The 14,914-nt window shown below is 71.5% G+C and carries 15 protein-coding genes; 11 read left to right on the top strand and 4 right to left on the bottom strand.

Annotated elements, in window-relative coordinates; genetic code table 11:
- The first annotated feature begins 39 nt into the window (after positions 1 to 39).
- The 6 genes from oxlT to HNR51_RS16630 all read left to right on the top strand — a co-directional run bounded on the left by oxlT (position 40) and on the right by HNR51_RS16630 (position 6,553).
- A complete protein-coding gene (gene oxlT, locus HNR51_RS16655; protein ID WP_012452895.1) occupies positions 40 to 1,329 on the top strand; it encodes an oxalate/formate MFS antiporter in 1,290 nt (429 codons plus the stop codon).
- A gap of 208 nt (positions 1,330 to 1,537) precedes the next feature.
- Positions 1,538 to 2,776, top strand: a complete 1,239-nt coding sequence (cbiE, locus tag HNR51_RS16650) for a precorrin-6y C5,15-methyltransferase (decarboxylating) subunit CbiE (RefSeq protein ID WP_182555658.1) — start codon at positions 1,538 to 1,540, stop codon at positions 2,774 to 2,776.
- On the top strand, positions 2,755 to 3,177 hold the full coding sequence (locus HNR51_RS16645) for a cobalamin biosynthesis protein (RefSeq protein WP_182555657.1): 423 nt from the start codon (positions 2,755 to 2,757) through the stop codon (positions 3,175 to 3,177). Before cbiE ends, HNR51_RS16645 begins: the two co-directional genes overlap by 22 nt.
- Positions 3,178 to 3,303: 126 nt before the next feature.
- Positions 3,304 to 4,395: a GGDEF domain-containing protein gene (locus HNR51_RS16640; protein WP_182555656.1), complete on the top strand. Its 1,092-nt coding sequence runs from the start codon at positions 3,304 to 3,306 to the stop codon at positions 4,393 to 4,395.
- Between the two features lie 47 nt (positions 4,396 to 4,442).
- On the top strand, positions 4,443 to 5,231 hold the full coding sequence (cobM, locus tag HNR51_RS16635; RefSeq protein ID WP_182555655.1) for a precorrin-4 C(11)-methyltransferase: 789 nt from the start codon (positions 4,443 to 4,445) through the stop codon (positions 5,229 to 5,231).
- Entirely contained in the window at positions 5,228 to 6,553 is a 1,326-nt protein-coding gene (locus HNR51_RS16630) for a cobyrinic acid a,c-diamide synthase CobB (RefSeq protein WP_182555654.1), read from the top strand. Before cobM ends, HNR51_RS16630 begins: the two co-directional genes overlap by 4 nt.
- Before the next feature lie 130 nt (positions 6,554 to 6,683).
- Here HNR51_RS16630 and HNR51_RS16625 read toward each other — a convergent pair whose 3' ends face one another.
- Positions 6,684 to 7,091, bottom strand: coding sequence for a helix-turn-helix domain-containing protein (locus tag HNR51_RS16625; protein ID WP_012452901.1), 408 nt, complete (start codon positions 7,089 to 7,091; stop codon positions 6,684 to 6,686).
- Between the two features lie 449 nt (positions 7,092 to 7,540).
- On the opposite strand from HNR51_RS16625, the gene hmuQ reads away from it, so the two are divergent.
- Positions 7,541 to 7,876: a heme-degrading protein HmuQ gene (hmuQ, locus tag HNR51_RS16620; protein ID WP_152276051.1), complete on the top strand. Its 336-nt coding sequence runs from the start codon at positions 7,541 to 7,543 to the stop codon at positions 7,874 to 7,876.
- Positions 7,877 to 8,044: 168 nt separating this feature from the next.
- Here the strand turns inward: hmuQ and HNR51_RS16615 are convergent, their stop codons facing one another.
- The gene (locus tag HNR51_RS16615) at positions 8,045 to 9,352 is read right to left on the bottom strand and encodes an MFS transporter (protein WP_182555653.1); all 1,308 of its coding nucleotides are present in this window, start codon (positions 9,350 to 9,352) and stop codon (positions 8,045 to 8,047) included.
- Positions 9,353 to 9,761: 409 nt separating this feature from the next.
- Between HNR51_RS16615 and HNR51_RS16610 the strand changes: the two genes are divergently transcribed.
- On the top strand, positions 9,762 to 11,261 hold the full coding sequence (locus tag HNR51_RS16610; RefSeq protein ID WP_182555652.1) for a sugar transferase: 1,500 nt from the start codon (positions 9,762 to 9,764) through the stop codon (positions 11,259 to 11,261).
- A 21-nt stretch (positions 11,262 to 11,282) separates the two neighbouring features.
- Here HNR51_RS16610 and HNR51_RS16605 read toward each other — a convergent pair whose 3' ends face one another.
- The gene (locus HNR51_RS16605; protein WP_012452905.1) at positions 11,283 to 11,837 is read right to left on the bottom strand and encodes a Fur family transcriptional regulator; all 555 of its coding nucleotides are present in this window, start codon (positions 11,835 to 11,837) and stop codon (positions 11,283 to 11,285) included.
- 207 nt (positions 11,838 to 12,044) lie between these two features.
- Here HNR51_RS16605 and HNR51_RS26760 point away from each other — a divergent pair, with 207 nt between their 5' ends.
- Genes HNR51_RS26760 through HNR51_RS16595 form a run of 3 tightly spaced genes read left to right on the top strand, consistent with a single transcriptional unit; the run spans position 12,045 to position 13,959 of the window.
- Positions 12,045 to 12,176: a hypothetical protein gene (locus HNR51_RS26760; protein ID WP_283215076.1), complete on the top strand. Its 132-nt coding sequence runs from the start codon at positions 12,045 to 12,047 to the stop codon at positions 12,174 to 12,176.
- Positions 12,177 to 12,184: 8 nt separating this feature from the next.
- A complete protein-coding gene (locus HNR51_RS16600) occupies positions 12,185 to 13,075 on the top strand; it encodes a metal ABC transporter ATP-binding protein (RefSeq protein WP_239681615.1) in 891 nt (296 codons plus the stop codon).
- Between the two features lie 53 nt (positions 13,076 to 13,128).
- The gene (locus HNR51_RS16595; protein WP_052300094.1) at positions 13,129 to 13,959 is read left to right on the top strand and encodes a metal ABC transporter permease; all 831 of its coding nucleotides are present in this window, start codon (positions 13,129 to 13,131) and stop codon (positions 13,957 to 13,959) included.
- Between the two features lie 165 nt (positions 13,960 to 14,124).
- On the opposite strand, the gene HNR51_RS16590 is transcribed toward HNR51_RS16595, so the two are convergent.
- Entirely contained in the window at positions 14,125 to 14,721 is a 597-nt protein-coding gene (locus HNR51_RS16590) for an exopolysaccharide biosynthesis protein (protein ID WP_182555650.1), read from the bottom strand.
- Positions 14,722 to 14,914: the final 193 nt, after the last annotated feature.

The raw sequence follows: 14,914 nt of genomic DNA, 5'->3' as shown, positions 1-14,914 counted from the left end.
GTCCCTTGCGGATCCCCCCGCGCCGCATGGGAGTGAATGATGAATACAATTTCTAGTCGGACGCGGTGGATCCAGCTCGGCCTGGGTCTCCTCGTCATGATGACGATCTCCAGCCCGCAATATGTCTGGACGCTGTTCGTGAAGCCGTTCCAGGCGACCACCGGCGCGAGTCTCGCCGCCGTGCAGGTCGCCTTCACGATGCTGATCGTGCTCCAGACCTTCTTCTCGCCGGTGCAGGGCTGGCTGATCGAGCGCTTCAGCGCCAAGGCCATGATCGCGCTCGGCGCCGCCCTCTCGGGCCTGGGCTGGGTCGCCGCCTCCTACACCGACACGCTGTGGGGCCTCTACGCGACCTACGGCCTGCTCTGCGGCCTCGGCACCGGCATCGTCTATGTCGGCGTGGTCGGGCTGATGGTGCGCTGGTTCCCCGAGCGGCGCGGCTTCGCGGCCGGCGTCGTGGCGGCGGGCTACGGCATGGGCGCCATTGCCACCACCTTCCCCATCACCGACATGATCACGGCCTCGGGCTATCGCCATACGCTGTTCGTGTTCGGCGCGGTCATGGCCGTCATCGGCGTCGCCGCGGCTCTCGGCCTGCGCACGCCGAAGGCCGGCGAGACCCCCGCCATCCCCGCCGACAAGGTGGCGAGCGCCGCCCGCGACGTGGCCCCGGCCGAGATGCTGCGGAGCCCGCTGTTCTGGCTGATGTTCGCAATGATGGCGATGATGTCGACCGGCGGCCTGATGGTGGTGGCGCAGTTCGCCGCCTTCGCCAAGGAGTTCGGCGTCGCCGACGCGATGGTGTTCGGCTTCGCGGCGCTCCCCTTCGCGCTGACCTTCGACCGCATCACCAACGGCCTGACGCGCCCCTTCTTCGGCTGGGTCTCCGACCATGTGGGGCGCGAGAACACCATGGCGGTCGCCTTCGCCCTCGAGGCGGTGGCCATCGGCCTGCTGCTGATGTTCCGCGAGAACGCCTACGCCTTCGCGCTGCTCTCGGGCGTCGTCTTCTTCGCCTGGGGCGAGATCTTCTCGCTGTTCCCCTCGACCCTGACGGACACGTTCGGGACGAAGCACGCCACGACCAATTACGGCTTCCTCTACATGGCGCAGGGCGTGGGCTCGCTGCTCGGCGGTCCGGTCGCCGCCCTGATCCACGATGCGGTGGGCAGCTGGGTGCCGGTCTTCGGCATCGCCATCGGCCTCGACCTCGTCGTGGCGGCGCTCGCCTGGTTCGTGCTGAAGCCCGCCCGCCGCGCCTATCTCGGCGTGCCCGGACCGGCCGTGCCGGAGGTGGCTGCCCCGCTGACCGCCCGTCCGGCGGTCTGAGACGACGGCGCGGCGCGACGAGCGCCGCGCCGAGCGGCCTCGATCTCTGCCGAGGCGTCGAGCGGAGCGAAAGCCTGAGCCCGCGGAGGCGGGCGCCGGACGCGATCGCCCGGCTGGCAGATTGGGGCCGGCGCGCGTATCGGATGGCTTCGCGAGACCGAACGCCGAAGTCCTCCACCATGCACCTAGAAACGCGGCGGCGCGGACCATGACCGCGCCGCTTCCCTCCGAGCCGGGCCGCTCCCCCTGGCTCGCCGTCGTCGGCATCGGGGAGGACGGGCGGGCGGGCCTCTCGCCCGCCGCCGCCGCCGTCCTCGACGCGGCCGAGGTCGTGTATGGCGGCCGCCGCCATCTCGCGCTGGCGGGCCCGCTCACCGCCGAGACCCGGCCCTGGCCGAGCCCGATCGGGGACGCCTATCCCGGCATCCTAGCACGGCGCGGCCGGCCGACCTGCCTCCTCGCCACCGGCGACCCCTTCCATTTCGGCATCGGCGCTGAGATCGCCCGGCTGGTGCCGGCCTGCGAGATCCGCGCCTTCCCGCAACCCTCCGCCTTCAGCCTCGCCGCGGCCCGGCTCGGCTGGTCGCTGCCGGAGACCGCCTGCCTCACCCTGCACGGGCGCGACCTGTTCGGGATCGTGCCGCATCTGCAGCCCGGCGCCCGGATTCTCGCCCTGTCCTGGGACGGTTCGACGCCGGCCGCACTGGCGGCCCTGCTCGCCGAGCGCGGCCTCGGCCGTTCGCGGCTCACCGTGCTCGAAGCTATGGGCGGCCCCGACGAACGCATCCGTCACGCCGCCGCGGACGGCTTCGCCCTCGCCGACATCGCCGCGCTCAACACCCTCGCGGTGGAGGTGGAGGCCGCCCCCGGCGCCCGGATCGTGCCGCTGAGCCCCGGCCTCGACGATGCGTGGTTCGAGAATGACGGCCAACTCACCAAGGCCGAGATCCGCGCGGTGACGCTGGCGGCCCTCCGCCCGCGGGCCGGCGAGACCCTGTGGGATCTCGGCGCCGGCTCCGGCTCGGTCTCCATCGAGTGGTGCCTGCGCCACCCCGGCAACCGCGCCGTGGCGGTCGAGCGCCGCCCGGACCGGGCCGAGCGGATCGCCCGCAACGCGAGGGCGCTCGGCGTCGGCGCCCGGGTGCAGGTCGTCCTCGGCGCTTCGCTGGCGTCCCTGCCTGCCCTCCCCTCCCCCCGGGCGGTCTTCGTCGGCGGCGGTGTCGCCGAGCCCGGCCTGCTCGCCGCCTGCCGGACCGCGCTGCCGCCGGACGGGCGCTGCGTGGCCAACGCCGTCACCCTGGAGGGCGAGGCGGCCCTTCTGGCGGCCTTCGCCGAGGCCGGCGGCGCCCTGCGCCGGCTCTCGATCGCCCAGGCGAGCCCGGTCGGCGGTCTCACCGGCTGGCGCCCGTCGATGCCGATCACGCAATGGGTCTGGACCCGGACGTGAGCCCGCCGCGCGTCGTCGCCGGCGTCGGCTTCCGCGCCGCCACGCGGCCGGAGGAGATCGTCGCGCTGGTGCACCGCGCTCTGATGGAGGCGGGGCTCGGCGCCGGTGATCTCGCCGCCCTCGCGACCGCCGCGGACCGGGCCGGTGCACCGGCCCTGCACGCCGCCGCCGCCAGCCTCGGCCTGACCCCGATCGCGCTCGACGCGGCGGCCCTCAGGGCCGTCGATGCGCGGGTGGTGACCCGCTCGAGCCGCATCACGGCGAGCCGGGGCATCGGCTCGGTGGCGGAGGCGGCCGCCCTGGCCGGCGCCGGCCCGCAGGCGCGGCTTCTCCTGCCGCGCATCGCCAGCCCGGGCGCCACCTGCGCCCTCGCCGCCGCGGATGAGTCCGCCCGCGGTTAGGAGCCCGCGGCTCGCCGCGCTCCGGCAAGACTTTCCTAACCCAAAACCGTCTTGAGCCCGCCGGCGAAGGGAACCTTTTATGGTTCTGCGCCACGACGGACGCCGCGGTACAGGGCTCCATCGGCGATGGGATTATCGATCCCCACCCTTCAGTTCACGGACTTCCTCGTCTTCGCCTCCTGCGGAGCGATCTTCCTCTGCAACGGGCTGCTGAACCGGGCCAGGATCTATCACCTCCTGTTCGCGGCAAGCTTCGCGGTCTGCGCGGGCATGTCCGTGTGGTTCGTCGATTTCGGCTCCTACGGGAGCGTCTGGTCGCCGCTCGGATGGTCGTCGGCCGGGGCGCTGTTCTGGATCGGCCTGCGGCTGTTCGACGGGCGGACGGCGGTGACCCGGCCGATGCTCGCCATCTTCGTGCTGCCCACGGCGACGCATGCGGTGATGACCCTGGCGGGGGCGGGCCCCGAGGCCGTCAACACCGGCAGCACCATCGCCTATGCCCTGCACGAGGCCTGCAACGCGCTCTACGTCTTCCGGAACGGCCCCGTGCGCTCGCCCCTGCGCCGGCTGATCGGCGGGGCCCTGCTCGCCGTCGCCCTGGCGATCTGCCTGCCGCTGCTGCCCTGGCCCGAGGCCTCCGCGAGGCTCGCCATCGTCGGCATCTTCGTGGTCGATCAGGTCTCCTCCATCGTCCTGACGACCTCGATCCTCGCCCTGGAGGCCGAGCGCGCGCATGCCGCGCTCAGGCGGATGGCCCGGACCGACGCGCTCACTGGCGCGCTGAACCGGGAGGGTCTCGCCGCCGCGGCGGAGGGCGATCCGGGCCCCGCCGGAGTCATCGTCGCCGATCTCGATCACTTCAAGTCGATCAACGACCGGTTCGGGCATGCCGGCGGCGACGCAGTGCTGCGGGAGTTCACCCGGCGGAGTGCCGGCCTGCTGCCCGAGGGCGCGCTCCTCGCCCGGCTCGGCGGAGAGGAATTCGGGATCGTCCTTCCAGGCCATGCCCCGAACGCGACGGCCTATCTCGCCGAGCGCCTGCGCCACGCGGTCGGCGCCACGCCGGTGCCGTGGAGAGAGGCGGCGATCCCGGTCACCGTGAGCGTCGGCGTCGCGCGGCGTGCTGGCGGCGAATCGCTGCACGAGGCGATCGATCGCGCCGACCAAGCCCTGTACGTCGCCAAGACCGCTGGCCGGAATCGGGTCCGGGTCGCATAGGGCCGGCCCCTCCCCAACCGCCGGTCGGATGCTGTAAGCGGGCGCTCATGACCGTCCATTTCATCGGCGCCGGGCCGGGTGCCGCCGACCTCATCACCGTGCGCGGTCGCGATCTCATCGCCGCCTGCCCCGTCTGCCTCTACGCGGGCTCGCTGGTGGCGCCCGAGATCCTGTCGTGGTGCCCGGACGGGGCGCGCATCGTCGACACCGCCCCCCTCGACCTCGACGCGATCATGGCCGAGATCGGCCGGGCGCACGCGGCCGGCCGGGACGTGGCGCGGCTGCATTCCGGGGACCTCTCGGTCTGGAGCGCGCTGGCCGAGCAGACCCGCCGGCTCGACGCGCTCGGCATCCCCTACACGGTGACGCCGGGCGTTCCCTCGTTTGCCGCCGCCGCCGCCCTGCTGCGGCGGGAGCTGACCGTACCGGGGCTGACCCAATCGGTGGTCCTCACCCGCACCTCGGGCCGGGCGAGCCCGATGCCGGAACGCGAACAGCTCTCCGCCTTCGCCGCCACCGGCGCGACGCTGGCGCTGCACCTGTCGATCCACGTCGTCGCGCAGGCCTGTGCCGATCTCACACCCTTCTACGGGGCCGATTGCCCGGCCGCGGTGGTGTTCCGCGCGACCTGGCCTGACGAGCGTATGCTGACGGGCACGCTCGCCACCCTCCCCGCCCGCGTCCGGGCGGAGAAGATCGAGCGCACCGCGCTGATTCTCGTCGGTCCGGCCCTCGACCCGGCGGATTTCCGCGAGAGCGCCCTCTACGCCCCGGATTACGACCGCCGCTTCCGCCCCCGCGGCGCCGTCGGCGCGCCCGACGAGGCCACGTCGTGAGCCCCGCCCCCGGCCTTCTCGTCGCGGCGCCGCGCTCCGGCTCCGGCAAGACCACGGTGACGCTCGCGCTGATGCGGGCCCTGCGTCGCCGGGGCGTGGCCCTGCGCGGCGCCAAATGTGGCCCCGACTACATCGACCCCGCCTTCCACGAGGCGGCGACGGGCGCGCCCAGCCTCAACCTCGACAGCTTCGCCATGCCGGACGCGCTGCTCGACGCCTGCGCCGGCCTCAGCGCCCGCGACGCGGAACTGGTCGTGGCCGAGGGCTCGATGGGGCTGCATGACGGCATCGTCGCGGGCGAGGGCCGCACGGGCGCGAATGCCGACATCGCCGCGCGCTACGGCTGGCCGGTGCTGCTGGTGCTCGACGTGTCGGGCGCGGCGCAATCGGCCGCCGCCGTCGCGCTCGGCTGCGCGATCTACGATTCCCGGATCGGAATCGCCGGCGTGATCCTCAACAAGGTCGCGAGCCCGCGCCACCGCCGCCTCGTCGAGGCGGGCCTGTCGCAGGTCGGACTGCCCGTGCTCGGGGCCTTCCCGCGCGAGGCGGGGCTGGTCCTGCCCGAGCGCCATCTCGGCCTCGTCCAGGCCGGCGAGACCGCCGACCTCCACGCCCGGCTCGACCGGCTCGCCGACCTCGCGGAGGCCAATCTCGATCTCGACGCGATTCTCGCCGCGGCGGGCGGCCGATCCCCGGCCGCGGCGGAGAACCTGCCGAGGCCGCCGGCGCAGCGGATCGCGGTGGCGCGGGATGCCGCCTTCTCCTTCCTCTACCCGCACATGCTGGCGGGCTGGCGCGGGGCCGGCGCCGAGATCGTGCCGTTCTCGCCGCTGGCCGACGAAGCGCCGCCGAATGGATGCGATGCCTGCTGGCTGCCCGGCGGCTATCCGGAACTGCATGCGGGCCGGCTCGCGGGCGCACACGGCTTCCTCGACGGCCTGCGGGCCTTTGCGCGGACGCGGCCGGTCCACGGCGAGTGCGGCGGCTACATGGTTCTGGGCGAGAGCCTGGAGGACGCGGACGGGGTGACGCACCCCATGGCCGGATTGCTGCCGGTCGCGACCTCGTACCGGCGGCGCAAGCTCCATCTCGGCTACCGTGTCGCGCATCTGGTGGCCGACGGATTGCTCGGGACCGCCGGCACGCGCCTCGTCGGGCACGAGTTCCACTACGCGAGCGAACTCACGCCGAGCCCGGAGGCCGACCTCGCGCTCGCGCGGGTGACGGATGCGGAAGGGGTGCCGCTCGGGCTCGCCGGCCATCGCCGGGGCCGCGTCACGGGCAGCTTCTTCCACCTGATCGCCGGGACGGCGGACGCGTAAGGGCTGCGCACGGCCGAAGCGGCGGCGCGCCGGACCGAAGGGTCCGGACGATGCGCGGGCTCCCTCGGTCGCGCGTCATCCATTCCCGAAAGCCGGCAGGCGCCTCTCGGACGCCTCTCGGGACGAGGCCCTACGCGTCGAGGACCTCGGGCTCCTTCTTACGGCCCAGGCGGGCGGCGCTGCGGACGATGGCCAGAACCTCCCGGCGCATCTGATCGTCCTCGATCGAGGCGAAGGCGCGGAGCAGATCGACCGCCCCGTGGGCGCGCAGGAAGCCGAACACCTCCGTCTGCTCCTGGGCAGCGGCGCCGTCACCCTCTTCGAAGAAGGCGGAGACCGGGACTTCGAGGAGTCGGGCGATCTCGCGCAGGCGCCCGGCGCCGACGCGGTTCTGGCCCTTCTCGTATTTCTGGACCTGCTGGAAGGTCACGCCCACGGCGGTCCCGAGTGCGGTTTGACTCAGGCCGCGTGCTTTACGCAGCGCGGTGATCCGGAGCCCGACGAGACGGTCGACATCGGTTGTCTGTTTCGGCATCATCTTACGGCACGGTCCCTGTTCGATGTCGCGGACCGACCCAAGGACCTCAGGTCGACAGCGCTTGAGCTCTTGTCAGCGTCTTCGGGTATCCCAAAACGCTTCTACTACCGGAGCAAGTCGGGCAGATGCGTTGGAAGGCTACCGTATCGCTGTGGTTTAGCCTAGCTGCAGCATCACCATGAAGTGCATACGCAATGCAAGAGCCTACCTGTTGCCGGATGAGAGTTTTCAGTTTGCCGGGAGGTTTCTGTTCGCGCAACGTTCCTGCAGCGAAATCCGCAGCCGCTGCCGGAGCTTCGCGGGAGTTCTCGCGAATTCGCTGAAGCGACGAGGCCGTACCGCAAGCAGTGGTGCCGAGCCAACTTCAGCTTAAGAGCGAAACTACGTAGAGTCATGAAATTCGAGCGGCCGCACCGTGGCCGGCAGGGGAAGATCGGGAGCGTTCGGGCATGTTCATCGCGATGAACCGGTTCAAGGTGGTCAAGGATTCGGCGCAGGATTTCGAGCAGGTCTGGCTCGGGCGCGACAGCCATCTGGGCGAGATGGAAGGCTTCGTGGAGTTCCACCTGCTCAAGGGGCCGGAGGCGGAGGACCACATCCTCTACGCCTCGCACACGATCTGGCGCTCGCGGGCCGATTTCGAAGCCTGGACCCGCTCGGAGCAGTTCCGCAAGGCGCATGGCCGGGTGCCGGGCACCAAGCCGCTCTATCTCGGCCACCCGCAATTTGAGGGCTTCGAGGCGATTCAGACGGTCGCCCGGCCCGAGAACGAGCAGGCGGCCTGAACGCCCCTTCCGCGCACGGCCGTCGCGCACGGTTCATCCACGGCAAAGCGGCCAAGCCGTTGCGCGCGTGTCATAATTAGGAAGATCTGCCAAGCGCTCTTCCCGGTGACCGCCCGCCTGCCGTCGTCGTGAGCGCATCCCGGCCGGATCCCGATCCGGCCGGGTCCATCACCGCAGGCGCGGCAGCAACACCGCCATCAGCCCGAGAGCGGGGAGGAAGGCGCAGAGATCGTAGACGCGCTCGATGCCGACATGGTCGGCCATCTCGCCGAGCAGCGCGGCGCCGAGGCCGCCCATTCCGAAGGCGAAGCCGAAGAACAGGCCGCCGACGAGACCGATCCGCCCCGGCAATAATTCCTGTGCATAGACCAGGATCGCGGGCATGGCCGAGGCCAGGATCAGGCCGATCGGCACCGACAGCGCCACCGTCCCGAACAGACCCACATGCGGCAGGGCCAGCGAGAAGGGCAGCACGCCGAGAATCGACACCCAGATCACGAGCTTGCGCCCGAATCGGTCGCCGATGGGACCACCCAGGATCGTGCCCGCCGCCACGGCTCCGAGGAAGACGAACAGGTAGACTTGAGCGAGCGCCACCGGCACGCCGAAGCGGTGGATCAAGTAGAACGTGTAGTAGGACGAGAAGCTCGCCATGTAGAAGTATTTGGAGAAGATCAGCCCCAGCAGGATCGCGACCGTCGCCACGACCCGGGCACGGCTCAGCGGCCCCGCCGCAGCCCCCGAACTCGTCCGGGGGATCCGCGGCATCCCCGCAAGCTGCCCCGCGTACCAGCGGCCGACCACAGCCAGCACGAGGATGCCGGCCAGCGCCGCAAGGCCGAACCACGCGACGCTCCCCTGGCCGCGCGGCACCACGATGAAGGCGGCCAGCAGCGGCCCGAGCGCCGTGCCGGCATTGCCCCCGACCTGGAACACCGATTGCGCCAGGCCGTAGCGCCCGCCCGAGGCGAGCCGCGCCACCCGGCTCGCCTCGGGATGGAAGATCGCGGAGCCGAGCCCGATCAGTGCCGCGGCGGCCAGCAGGGCGCCGTAGGCCGACGCCACCGACAGCAGAGCCAGTCCGGCGAGCGAGAGCCCCATGCCGACGGCCAGCGAGAAGGGCAGCGGGCGCCGATCGGTGTAGAGGCCCACCGCCGGCTGAAGCAGCGAGGCCGTCCCCTGAAACACGAAGGTGATGAGCCCGATCTGCCCGAAATCGAGGTGAAAGCCCGTCTTGAGCAGGGGATAGAGCGCCGGCAGCAGCGACTGCACGAGATCGTTGAGGAGATGCGAGAGGCTGAGGCCCAGAAGCACCGCCAGCGCCGGCCCCGAAGCCTGTCCCGATCTCGGCACTGAACGCGGCCCCGGCATCTGCCCCTGCGACGCCGATCCGGAGGTCGGGACAGAAGCCTGAGCCGGCTCCATCGCCTCGGACGGGCCCTGCAGGCCCAGACTCTCACCCGCTTCGGCTCTCATGCCGCTCTCCGTCCGGACGGCCTTCCGGCCCCTGCCGGAGGCCCCCTGCCGCTTCGCTCGAGAAATCGGTGCGCTCATCGTTGGCCCGCACCGTGACGTCACTGATTTCTTTGCAAAAATGGCATCTTTGGGCTCAGATCGGCCTCCGATCCGGTCCCGCGTGGATCGACCCCGGCCTGATTCGCGTTCGGCTCGCGCGGCGCTGTGTTCGGGCTTGGGTGCTGGCGTTCCGGGGAAGACCGGCGGGCTCGCGTCCGCCGGCTGTATGTCAGTCCGTTTGCGCCGCAGCAACGGTGCCGGACGCATCCGGTGCGCGGCTTGCGCAAGGAGACGCGAAACCGGACTTGGCGGCCGAAACCGTCTCGCTTCGGGACAGATCACCGCCCCAAGGCATCACAGCGCGAGACACATGTTTCACGAGCGCCCCCCTCAGCAGTACCAGCGCCTGACCGGCGACGGGACGCGCCGTTCGGTCTGGACCGCGCTTCTGCCGCGGCGGCGGCGCACGGCCCTGCGCTTCGGCCTCTCGGCCTCGCTGCTGGCGCTCGACCTCGTGGCGATCTTCGCCGTCGGCTTCGCGGTGGATGCGGCCTACCACGCCTATATCGGCGACGGCACGTGGCTTCCGCCGACATACAGCATGAACCTGCAGACGGCGGCCTTCGTGTCGATGATCGTGGTGCTGACCAATCTCGCCCGCGGCGAGTACGGCATCGAGCGCTGCCTGTCGCGGACGCCGCACCTGCAGCGCCGGGCGACGCTCTGGCTCATGGCCTGGGCGATCGCCCTGCTGGTCGGCTTCGCGACGAAGACGACCCAGGACTTCTCCCGCGTCGCCTCCGTCGTCTTCTTCCTCGCCGGGCTGCCCGTGACGATCCTGGTTCGGGCGGCGATGGTGGCGCTGGTGCGCCGAAGCAGCACCTCGACCTCCCCCTCGGCCAGCCGCGTCCACCTCGTCGGCTACGAGGAGGACGTGGCGAGCTTCTACGCCAACAACGACGTCGAGGCGCTGGGGCTGCGCATCGTCGGCACGAGCTACCTGCGCCGCGCCGACGCCGCCTCGGCGAGCGCGGAGACGCTGCTGGCCGAGGATCTCGACCTCGCTGTCTCCGTCGTCCGCTTCCTGCGGCCCGACGACGTGTTCGTGCTGGTGCCCTGGACCGAGGCCGCCGACATCGAGCGCTGCATCGACGCCTTCCTGAGGGTGCCGGCCGCCCTGCACCTGCGGCCCGGCGCGATGATGGACCGCTTCCCCGACCTGCAGGTCGCCCGGGTCGGCCGGCTGTCGGGCATCAATATCGGCCGCCGCCCGCTGTCGGTGGGCGAGATCCTGCTCAAGCGCGCCTTCGACGTGACGCTGGCCGGGATCGGGCTCCTGCTGCTCGCGCCCCTGTTCGTCGCGCTCGGCGTGCTGATCAAGCTCGACAGCCCCGGCCCGGTCTTCTTCCGGCAGCGGCGCTACGGCTTCAATCAGGAGGCGTTCGGCGTCTTCAAGTTCCGCAGCATGAAGGCCGCCCCCGACGCGCCCTTCCGGCAGGCCTCGCGCAACGACGACCGCATCACCCGCGTCGGCGCCCTTCTGCGCCGGACCAACCTCGACGAGCTGCCCCAGCTCCTCAACGTGATCCGGGGCGACATGTCCCTCGTCGGCCCCCGGCCGCACGCGCTCGCCCACGACCGTAGCTTCGAGCGCCGTATCGCCCTCTACGCCCGCCGCCACAACGTGAAGCCGGGCATCACCGGCTGGGCCCAGGTCAACGGCTTCCGCGGCGAGACCCTGAGCGATGCGGCGATGGAGGCCCGCGTCCAGGCCGACCTGCACTACATCGACAACTGGTCGCTCTGGCTCGACATCACCATCCTCTTCCGCACGATCGCCTCGCCGCGGGCCTACCGCAACGCGTTCTGAGCGCCGGCGGGGGCTCGGAGGCTACGCGTTCTCGCCTGCATCCCCGCGGCCGCGGCAGGCGCCGCACTCGCCCTCAACCTCCAGGATCCGGCTCGTCGGGGTGAAGCCGGCCCCGGCCAGCGTCTGGTCGAGGGCGCTCTCGACGGCCGGCGCCGTCATCTCGTCGATGCCGCCGCAGGTGCGGCAGATCAGGAAGACGAGGCCCGCCCCCTCGCCGTGATCGTGCCCGCAGGAGACGAAGGCGTTGCGGCTGGAGATGCGGTGGACGAAGCCCTGCTCGGTCAGGAAGTCGAGCGCCCGGTAGACCGATACGGCCGCGACCCGGCGCCCCGGCGCGCTCATCCGTTCGGCGATGTCGTAGGCGCCCAGCGGCTTGTGCTCCGCCGCCACCGCCGCGAGCACGTCCCGCCGCAGCCGCGTGAACTGCAGGCCCCGCGTCTGGCACAGGCGCTCGGCCCGCTCGACCACATCTCCCGCACCATGCCCGCCGCATGCGTCATGACCGTGATGGTCATGCCCGTGCTCTTGCCCGTGCCCGTCTTCCTGGCCCTGCTCTCGCTGCGCGTGACCGCGCATCCCGACCTCCCCGGTCTCGGCACCTGTGACAGCCGCTTGGTATCGACGCTGGGCACGGGCCGATTGAACTCGGTCCATGTTACAGTGTATCAGCCCCACCAAGATAGGCGTCCGGCCGCAATCGGGCAACGAGGCGGCCAACGGCGCGGGTCACGCATCCCCCGGCCTCCGCGACACCGCCCGCGCCGGTCCATCCTCGGAGATCCCATGACCCGTGCCGGCGGGACCGTCCGCTTCCCGCGCCGCTCGCTGTTCCGCAGCGGAGCCGGCCTCCGCTTCGCGGCCGCCCTCGTCCTGTCGAGCCTGCTCTGGGTGGTGATCCTGTGGGCCAAGTCGTGAACGGAAGCGTGAGCGCTGAGGGTGAGGCGGCGCGCCCGGGCGCGATCCGGTTCCGCGGCCTGACGCTCGGCTATGACCGGCATCCGGCGGTCCATCATCTCGACGGAATTATCGCGCCCGGCGACCTGCTCGCCGTGGTCGGGCCGAACGGTGCGGGCAAATCGACTCTCCTGAAGGGCATCGTCGGCGAAATCGCCCCCCTCGACGGAATGGTCGAGTCCGGGCCGCGCTCGGGCGCCATCGCCTACCTGCCGCAGGCGGCCGAGATCGACCGCAGCTTTCCCCTGAGCGTCCTCGACCTCGCGGCGATGGGCCTGTGGCGTCCGCTGGGCGCATGGCGCAGCCTCACCCGCCAGCGCGCCCGCCTGATCGAGGCGCTCACGGCGGTCGGACTCAACGGCTTCGAGGACCGGCCCATCGGCACGCTGTCGGGCGGACAGTTCCAGCGGGCGCTGTTCGCCCGGCTGATCCTGCAGGACGCGCGGATCATCCTGCTCGACGAGCCCTTCACCGGCATCGACGAGCGCACCACCGGCGACCTGCTCGCGCTGATCCGCGGCTGGCACGGCGAGGGCCGCACGGTGGTCGCGGCCCTGCACGACCTCTCCCAGGTGCGCGCGCATTTCCCCTCGACCCTTGTCCTCGCCCGCCGCCCCATCGCCTGGGGGCCGACCCGCGAGGTGCTGACGCCTCCGGTGCTGGCGCGGGCGCTGCGCCTGTCGGAGGCCTGGGACGAGGCCGCCGCGATCTGCCGCCATGAAACGCATCACGCTGCGCCCCCGGCGGACGGGGATCGTTCCATCGAGACGCACGATCATGAGCACGGGCACGATCACGCCCATCCTGATCATCACCATGCGCACGGCCATGCCCGCGCGCCGCACGGGGCCGTCTCGTGACGCTCGCCGCCCTCGCTGACCTTCTGGTCGGCCCCTTCGTCGAATTCGGTTTCATGCGCCGGGCGCTGGCCGGCTGCCTTGCGCTGTCGCTGTCGGCGCCCCCGCTCGGCGTCTTCCTGATGCTGCGCCGGATGAGCCTGATGAGCGAGGCGATGAGCCACGCGATCCTGCCCGGCGCCGCGGCGGGCTTTCTCGTCGCCGGGCTGTCGCTGCCGGCGATGACGTTCGGCGGGCTCGTCGCCGGGCTCGCGGTGGCGTTGGCCGCCGGGCTCGTCACCCGCTCGACGGTGCTGAAGGAGGATGCGAGTCTCGCCGCCTTCTACCTGATCTCGCTGGCGGGCGGCGTCTTCCTCGTGTCGCTGCGCGGCTCGCAGGTCGATCTGCTGCACATCCTGTTCGGCACCGTGCTGGCGCTCGACGACGACGCGCTGACGCTGCTCGGCGGCATCAGCAGCCTGACGCTGGTCGCGCTGGCCCTGCTCTACCGTCCGCTGGTGATCGAATGCGTCGATCCGCTGTTCCTGCGCACGGTCAGCCGCGCCGGCGGCCCGGTCCACTCGGCCTTCCTCGCCCTCGTCGTGGTCAACCTCGTCGGCGGCTTCCAGGCGCTGGGCACCCTCCTCGCCGTCGGCCTGATGCTGCTGCCGGCGATCACCGCCCGCTTCTGGGCCGCCGACCTGTCGGGCCTGATTCCGGTGGCGATGCTGGTCTCGATGCTCTCCAGCGTGGCCGGGCTGCTGGTGTCCTACCACGCCGGCATCCGGCTCCCGACCGGGCCGGCGATCGTGCTGTCGGCGGGCGCGCTCTATCTCGTCTCGATGCTGATCGGCCCCCGCGGCGGCCTGATCCACCGCCTCGTGCGGCGGCGCCATCTGGAGGCGTAGGCCCTCTTTCGTCGCGAGGCGCGGCGCCCTTCATCGAAGGCGGTGCGGGCCGCGCATCGCGACACCGATCGATCAGCCCCCGACGACGGACGATCGCTGCACGGGGCTGGCTTAAGACGGCACGGGTTCAGGAGAAAAGGGCCGGCGGCCTGTCTGGAGGAAGCGCTACAGCCCGAGCCCGGGGATCGCCTGCGAGAGCCAGGCGAAGGCGCCCATGATGCTGGCGAACAGGGTGTAGACGAAGCCGATCGAGATCCCGACGCCGACGCCGCCGATGACGAGGCCGATCAGCACCACGAAGCCGTCGCGCTCCACCAGCCCGAGGCCGATCAGCGAGACGGCGAGCCCGAGCGGGATCTGGCCGAAGAAGGGCGGCGCCACGATGAGCGCCAGGGCCAGCGCCAGGATCAGCACCCCCATGCCGCGCATGCCGAGGGCGCCGTCGAACACGCTCAGGCGCGGGCGCGACCAGCGCTCCAGCCGTTGCAGCAGCGGCACCGCGCGCTTGACCGCCTTCTCCACCGTCGCGCGTGCGATCGACTGGTCGAGCAGCCGCCGCGGCAGCCATGGGGACGACATCCCGGCGACGATCTGAATTGCGATGACGAGCAGCACCAACCCGCAGACCAGCGGGATCGGCGGCGGCATCGGCAGGCAGTTGGGCAGGCCGAGCAGAACCACGAGCAGCGCGAAGGCGCGGTCCCGCAGCACGGCGACGATATCGCCGACAGTCAGCCGCTCGCTCTCCTGGCTCGCGAGCAAGGTGAGAACGTCGGAAGTGCGTGCAGCGGAGGACAAACCGGCTCGGCCGTTGATTGTTCGGTGAGCGCGGCTCTAGCCCAACCCGGGCCGTCCGCCAAGCGGCCCCGCCCCTCCCCGCGTGCCGCGCCGCACGGCGGCAATCGACGCTGAGGTTGCCGCATCGATCAACAAATATTCATGAGGTAAATTCTAT

Source organism: Methylorubrum thiocyanatum (assembly GCA_014138645.1).
Taxonomy (GTDB): Bacteria; Pseudomonadota; Alphaproteobacteria; order Rhizobiales; family Beijerinckiaceae; genus Methylobacterium; species Methylobacterium thiocyanatum.
This window is presented reverse-complemented; position numbering and strand designations above follow the sequence as displayed.

What these genes read in the sequence shown, in the direction of transcription:
- HNR51_RS16640 (WP_182555656.1), top strand. Translation starts at nt 3,304, where the DNA reads ATGGGATTATCGATCCCCACCCTTCAGTTCACGGACTTCCTCGTCTTC.
- hmuQ (WP_152276051.1), top strand. Translation starts at nt 7,541, where the DNA reads ATGTTCATCGCGATGAACCGGTTCAAGGTGGTCAAGGATTCGGCGCAG.
- HNR51_RS16605 (WP_012452905.1), bottom strand. Translation starts at nt 11,837, where the DNA reads ATGCGCGGTCACGCGCAGCGAGAGCAGGGCCAGGAAGACGGGCACGGG.
- HNR51_RS16625 (WP_012452901.1), bottom strand. Translation starts at nt 7,091, where the DNA reads ATGATGCCGAAACAGACAACCGATGTCGACCGTCTCGTCGGGCTCCGG.
- cbiE (WP_182555658.1), top strand. Translation starts at nt 1,538, where the DNA reads ATGACCGCGCCGCTTCCCTCCGAGCCGGGCCGCTCCCCCTGGCTCGCC.
- HNR51_RS16615 (WP_182555653.1), bottom strand. Translation starts at nt 9,352, where the DNA reads ATGAGAGCCGAAGCGGGTGAGAGTCTGGGCCTGCAGGGCCCGTCCGAG.
- HNR51_RS16645 (WP_182555657.1), top strand. Translation starts at nt 2,755, where the DNA reads ATGGGTCTGGACCCGGACGTGAGCCCGCCGCGCGTCGTCGCCGGCGTC.
- cobM (WP_182555655.1), top strand. Translation starts at nt 4,443, where the DNA reads ATGACCGTCCATTTCATCGGCGCCGGGCCGGGTGCCGCCGACCTCATC.
- HNR51_RS26760 (WP_283215076.1), top strand. Translation starts at nt 12,045, where the DNA reads ATGACCCGTGCCGGCGGGACCGTCCGCTTCCCGCGCCGCTCGCTGTTC.
- HNR51_RS16595 (WP_052300094.1), top strand. Translation starts at nt 13,129, where the DNA reads ATGCGCCGGGCGCTGGCCGGCTGCCTTGCGCTGTCGCTGTCGGCGCCC.
- oxlT (WP_012452895.1), top strand. Translation starts at nt 40, where the DNA reads ATGAATACAATTTCTAGTCGGACGCGGTGGATCCAGCTCGGCCTGGGT.
- HNR51_RS16610 (WP_182555652.1), top strand. Translation starts at nt 9,762, where the DNA reads ATGTTTCACGAGCGCCCCCCTCAGCAGTACCAGCGCCTGACCGGCGAC.